Source organism: Siminovitchia terrae, assembly GCF_003605405.2.
Taxonomy (GTDB): domain Bacteria; phylum Bacillota; class Bacilli; order Bacillales; family Bacillaceae_C; genus Siminovitchia; species Siminovitchia terrae.
Window position 1 is genome coordinate 1 of record NZ_QYTW02000055.1, and the last position, 4,686, is coordinate 4,686.

At 37.2% G+C, this 4,686-nt stretch carries 8 protein-coding genes and 1 pseudogene; 5 read left to right on the top strand and 4 right to left on the bottom strand.

The features are described from left to right. The first annotated feature begins 86 nt into the window (after positions 1-86). Positions 87-479, top strand: a complete 393-nt coding sequence (locus tag D5F11_RS25545) for a phage holin family protein (RefSeq protein ID WP_126646695.1) — start codon at positions 87-89, stop codon at positions 477-479. Between the two features lie 41 nt (positions 480-520). Next, a complete protein-coding gene (locus tag D5F11_RS25550) occupies positions 521-1,483 on the top strand; it encodes an N-acetylmuramoyl-L-alanine amidase (RefSeq protein WP_120119622.1) in 963 nt (320 codons plus the stop codon). A 58-nt stretch (positions 1,484-1,541) separates the two neighbouring features. On the opposite strand, the gene D5F11_RS25555 is transcribed toward D5F11_RS25550, so the two are convergent. The 3 genes from D5F11_RS25555 to D5F11_RS27665 form a co-directional block, all read right to left on the bottom strand. After that, positions 1,542-1,913, bottom strand: a complete 372-nt coding sequence (locus D5F11_RS25555) for a YhjD family protein (protein ID WP_245998331.1) — start codon at positions 1,911-1,913, stop codon at positions 1,542-1,544. 237 nt (positions 1,914-2,150) lie between these two features. Then, a complete protein-coding gene (locus D5F11_RS25560; protein ID WP_126646696.1) occupies positions 2,151-2,588 on the bottom strand; it encodes a tyrosine-type recombinase/integrase in 438 nt (145 codons plus the stop codon). 157 nt (positions 2,589-2,745) lie between these two features. Further along, complete coding sequence (locus tag D5F11_RS27665; RefSeq protein WP_245998334.1) at positions 2,746-2,877, bottom strand: tyrosine-type recombinase/integrase; 132 nt, start codon at positions 2,875-2,877, stop codon at positions 2,746-2,748. Positions 2,878-3,271: 394 nt separating this feature from the next. Between D5F11_RS27665 and D5F11_RS25570 the strand changes: the two genes are divergently transcribed. Next, a complete protein-coding gene (locus D5F11_RS25570) occupies positions 3,272-3,469 on the top strand; it encodes a hypothetical protein (RefSeq protein ID WP_126646697.1) in 198 nt (65 codons plus the stop codon). A gap of 32 nt (positions 3,470-3,501) precedes the next feature. On the opposite strand, the gene D5F11_RS25575 is transcribed toward D5F11_RS25570, so the two are convergent. Then, complete coding sequence (locus D5F11_RS25575) at positions 3,502-3,591, bottom strand: Arm DNA-binding domain-containing protein (protein WP_120119620.1); 90 nt, start codon at positions 3,589-3,591, stop codon at positions 3,502-3,504. Positions 3,592-3,700: 109 nt separating this feature from the next. Between D5F11_RS25575 and D5F11_RS25580 the strand changes: the two genes are divergently transcribed. Together D5F11_RS25580 and D5F11_RS27670 are read left to right on the top strand one after the other, a co-directional pair. Next, positions 3,701-4,408 carry a nucleotidyltransferase domain-containing protein gene (locus D5F11_RS25580; RefSeq protein WP_120119618.1) on the top strand — a complete coding sequence of 236 codons (708 nt, stop codon included), beginning with the start codon at positions 3,701-3,703 and terminating at the stop codon, positions 4,406-4,408. After that, positions 4,409-4,513: pseudogene (locus D5F11_RS27670) on the top strand (tRNA-dihydrouridine synthase); the annotation flags it as partial. Positions 4,514-4,686 lie beyond the last annotated feature (173 nt).

A 4,686-nucleotide genomic window follows, 5' to 3' on the forward strand; every position in this document is an offset into this window, starting at 1 on the left:
TCAAAGTATCTTTGCAAATAAGTCATTTTATTGTTTTAAAAGAGTCCTTTTGGGCTCTTTTTATTTTGCAGAAAAGGAGAGGGAGTATGGAAACTATATTTAAATCAGTTGTCGCTGTCATCGGGGCGATCATTACATTCTTATTGGGAGGTTGGTCGCCTTTGTTACAGGTGCTAGTTATTTTTATTGTCATGGATTATGTATTGGGATTTTTGGTTGCAGCAACGCATGGGGAATTAAATAGTTCAATTGGATTCAAGGGGATTGCAAAAAAGGTAATCATCCTGTCGTTGGTAGCAGTAGCCTACGCAATTGATACGATCATGGGAGATGGCACGTTGATAAGGGACGCTGTCATCTTCTTTTATTTGGCCAATGAACTGTTGAGTATTTTGGAAACGGTGGGCAAAACAAACTTGCCAGTACCGGATGTGCTTAAAAAAGCAGTTGAAAAATTAAACGAAAAGAGTGACGCATAAGCGTTGCTCTTTTTTTACATCAAAAAGGGAGAGGATCAATAATGGTAAAAATCGCAATCGATGCTGGTCATGGAGGATTTGGAGTAACACCAGGCAAACGGACACCAGCTGGTGAATATGAGTGGGATTTTAACAATAAAGTGGTTTTGGCTGCTATTAAATATTTGAAGCAATACCAGGGCGTTTCCCTGTTGAGATTGGACGACCCGACTGGAAAAACAGATGTGCCGCTAATCACCAGGACAAATAAAGCTAACTCTTGGGGAGCTGACATCCTTATTTCGGGCCACCATAATGCTAATACAGGACGATGGGGAGAATGGACCGGTACAGAAACTTACACCTATTTAGGAAACTGGCCACAGGCTGAAAAGTTGGCAGCTATTGTTCAAAGGAATCTAGTACAAGCTTATGGATTGAAGGATAGAGGCTTGAAAAAAGCAGATTTCCACATGCTTAGAGAATCCAAGATGCCAGCAATCCTGACTGAGGGAGGCTATATGGACTCAACAATTGATGTTAAAAAGTTGAGAGACGATAAGGTCCTTGATGCTGCTGGAAAAGCGATTGCCGATGGTGTGGCGGAGTATTTTGGCTTGAAAATAGATACAAGCAAGCCAGCTGATAAACCAGCGGCATCTAAACCATCAACTAATACCAAGCCAGCGTCTACAACTGGTACTCACATCGTCAAAAAAGGGGACACGCTGTCCGCTATTGCTAAAAAATATAAAACGACTGTCAATGAGTTAGTCAAGATCAATGGCATTAAAAATCAAAACCTCATCAAAGTCGGTCAAAAAATTAAATTACCTGGATCTACTACAGTCGCACCTAAACCAAAAGGTGACCAAAAGACAACATCAGTTGTCGATTATCTCAAATCAATTGGTCAGGATTCGTCCCTTGCCAATCGGAAGAAGTTGGCGGCCAAACATGGTATTAAGAATTACACTGGTACGGCTACTCAAAATACGCAGCTGCTGAAGAAGTTGCGAGGATAACGGCGATCGATGTTGTCAGATAACTTTAAATAAAAACAGGCCCGGCGCTGACCGGGCTTTATTCTTTCGCTTTATGTTCCACCAAATAATAATCCAATAATTCTTCTACTGTGTTTCTGATCTTAGCATTAAAATAATGCCGTTGATCTTTGCCACCTTTATATATGACCGTGTAATCAGTGAAGTTATTTTTCGATTTCCCTCGTACAATCTTAATATTGTTTTTGTACAAGTAACGATTTGCTTCGGATAAATCTTTTTGAACCTCTTGGATGGTATTTTCAATCACATGATGATAGGGTTGTTTCAACTTGAATGGGATATTATCAACAGCAGCCAAATCACGTTTTAAAACTGTCAGCAGCATGGGCAGGAATATAGCTTGATCAATGATTTTAAGATCGCTATCCGGAATTTGTATCATTGGCATCAACCTTTTTTCTTCTATTATATACTGATACTATCCATTGTAAAACATATGTTCTACCACAGGATATAAAACATCTGTTATCGTGATGGTTTTTATTACAAATAAATTAATGTATAATGATTATATGTAGTTTAAATTTACTTTATTCAGACCGCGGCAAGGGTCTATCCTAAAGACCATTTTTTGACCATATATTAAATATAAATCCATATAGTTCTTTATATAAATCCATCATTATTAAAAACAAAAATCACCGTTTGATAGTCCTAATATGATTTTATATAAGGTCATAAATGTCTTAGAGACATGCCTGGCATGATGTAATATGTCTCTGAAACCCATATACATCAAGGGTTTTGAGCAAAATATTAGTGTCATGCTAACATTTTTCTGACAAGATAAGAGGCTTCTCATTAATTCAGTGAATTTTTGAGAAGCCTCTTTTTTCATTTCTTTCGTCACATGGAGATATACGTTTTTGGTTGTATGATCATCAGTATGTCCCAACCTATCCATAATCTGTTCCAATCCTACACCGGCTTCGGCCAATAATGATGTGTGGGTGTGCCGGAGAGAGTGGGGTGTCAGTTGACCATTTAATCCAGCTATCTTTAACAACCTTGCCACTCTGTTTTCAACAGTCTTAATAAAGATTGGATAGCCAGGCTGCCGCACTTTCTTGGCAAAATAAAATCTTTATCGAGGTAGGGCGAACAAACCGGTCTTCACCTTATTCTGAATCTCTTTGTGTTTTTGTATTTCAATGATTTCATTTTCATCGGTTATGTTTTTCTTCTCGACCTTCTCGTTTTAGGTGGCAACAATACGTATTTTATAGTGTTGTTTTTGTAGGATTATGATATGTTTTTGTAATACTGATGGCAGGATCATCAAAGTCGATGTCTTTCCACTTAAGGGTTACTAATTCACCCATACGCATTCCTGTATATGAGAGAGAATCCATCCCCAACCCTTTCTTAGCCTCTATATCGAGTAATAGTGTGAGCTCCTCTTTCTCCAGGTACTTAGGAACTTCTTGTTTTTAATTATCCAATAGTTTTTTTGTCTCTTTTTAAGTAGGCAAATTCTGTCGGATCTTTACTGATAAGACTCATCTCGATGCCTTTCCAGAAGATAATTCTCCCAATGCGGTGTACGCCAAATGATGTATTATCTGCATACCCTCTCTCTTTTAAGTCAAATAAAGCTTGTTGATAATTTTTTAGCGTAATGTCTTTAAGTTTTAACTTCGTTCAGCAGGAGTCTCCCACTTTTGTAAGTGGTGAGATGAACGCATATTGGTATTCCATTTAGTGGGGGTTCAAACCCCAGCTGAATAAAGTTAAAGCCTCCGGCGGATGCCACAGATTTTCAGAGGAATTTATCGAGCGGAGCTCGATAAAATCTGGGCGCAAATATGCCAAGGCGCATTTGATATTGGCAAGATAGGGCATTGGTTTATCAATTTCGTGTTGTCTCACACGGATTGTGCCGGGTTTTACATTGGCGGTTTCACCTTAAATCATCAGCCATTCTTGTGCAAAGTCTTTGAATAAAACATGGGATTCCTCTATGTATGTTCCCGTATTTAATCCGTGAATGAGAGCAGTGGCCGCTTTGTTTTAAACCCGCCTTTTGATTTTTGTCTTCTTTTTCCCTTTTTTGGATCAATGCCAATATCTACAACAAAAGTCCATAAAAATGGTCAGGAATTATTTTACAGATAGCTCCTACGTTCTAGAACACTAATCATTTACTTGAATATCCTGATATGGGAGGTGTTTCATGTGAGAGATTCGATCAAGCGAATAGCCCAACAGTTTATCGTTTCCCACTTTCCTGAATCAGATATAGTCTTGATAGGTGGAAGTGCTGTTTATGGAAATTTAACAACAGAATCTGATATTGACTTAATTATAATTGATGAAACAGAAACACCAAGAATTGAATGTTATCACTTTCTTGGATGGAAAATAGAGGCATTTATTTATACGGCTTTATCTCTAGAGTTTGAATTTCAAACAGCTAGATATATAGGGATGCCCACCATCATTAAAATGTGTGCCGAAGGTCTACTTATAGAAGATAAACAAGGGAATGGAAAGGAATTCCAAAGAGAGGCAAAAATACTTTATGAACAGGGTCCACAACCTTGGGATGAGGAGAAAATAAATAAAGCAAGGTATCAAATTACAGATTTTTTGTCAGACTTTAGAAGTTCAGAAGACTTTGAAGAAAGTTTATTTATTTTAAATAAGTTAATAGATACGTTAACTGAACTGATTTTAAGGGCAGATGGCAATTGGGTTGGTGAAGGAAAGTGGGTTGCTAGGAACCTGAAATCATATGATAAAGATATGTGTGATAAACTAGTTAAATATACAAAAACATACATGAATACAAATGATAAAACTAAACTAGTTTCATTCATTCAATCTACACTTGATAATTATGGTGGAGAATTGTTTGTTGGTTATAAAGGATTCTTTTTGTAAGGGTTTCGAGGGGCGAGTGAATTAAGAAATCAATTGATGAGAACAGAGTCAACAGATGAAGTACGTGTATTGCTTGATAACTTTGTGTTAGAGAATGATTCATAATATGTATGTTAACACTACCATATATATGCAATCACTATTCAAGCCTGTCGAGTGAGCGGCGAAACAATTTTTTAAATAAATAAAGTGAGCTTGTTTGTTAGCTGAAACGGCTCTTTTTTGTTTGGGGTTTGTCAAATAAAGTGTGTAAGTACACTTTACTCAAGGTATTTTAA

What these genes read in the sequence shown, in the direction of transcription:
- D5F11_RS25570 (WP_126646697.1), top strand. Translation starts at nt 3,272, where the DNA reads ATGCCACAGATTTTCAGAGGAATTTATCGAGCGGAGCTCGATAAAATC.
- D5F11_RS25550 (WP_120119622.1), top strand. Translation starts at nt 521, where the DNA reads ATGGTAAAAATCGCAATCGATGCTGGTCATGGAGGATTTGGAGTAACA.
- D5F11_RS25545 (WP_126646695.1), top strand. Translation starts at nt 87, where the DNA reads ATGGAAACTATATTTAAATCAGTTGTCGCTGTCATCGGGGCGATCATT.
- D5F11_RS25555 (WP_245998331.1), bottom strand. Translation starts at nt 1,913, where the DNA reads ATGCCAATGATACAAATTCCGGATAGCGATCTTAAAATCATTGATCAA.
- D5F11_RS27665 (WP_245998334.1), bottom strand. Translation starts at nt 2,877, where the DNA reads ATGGATTCTCTCTCATATACAGGAATGCGTATGGGTGAATTAGTAACC.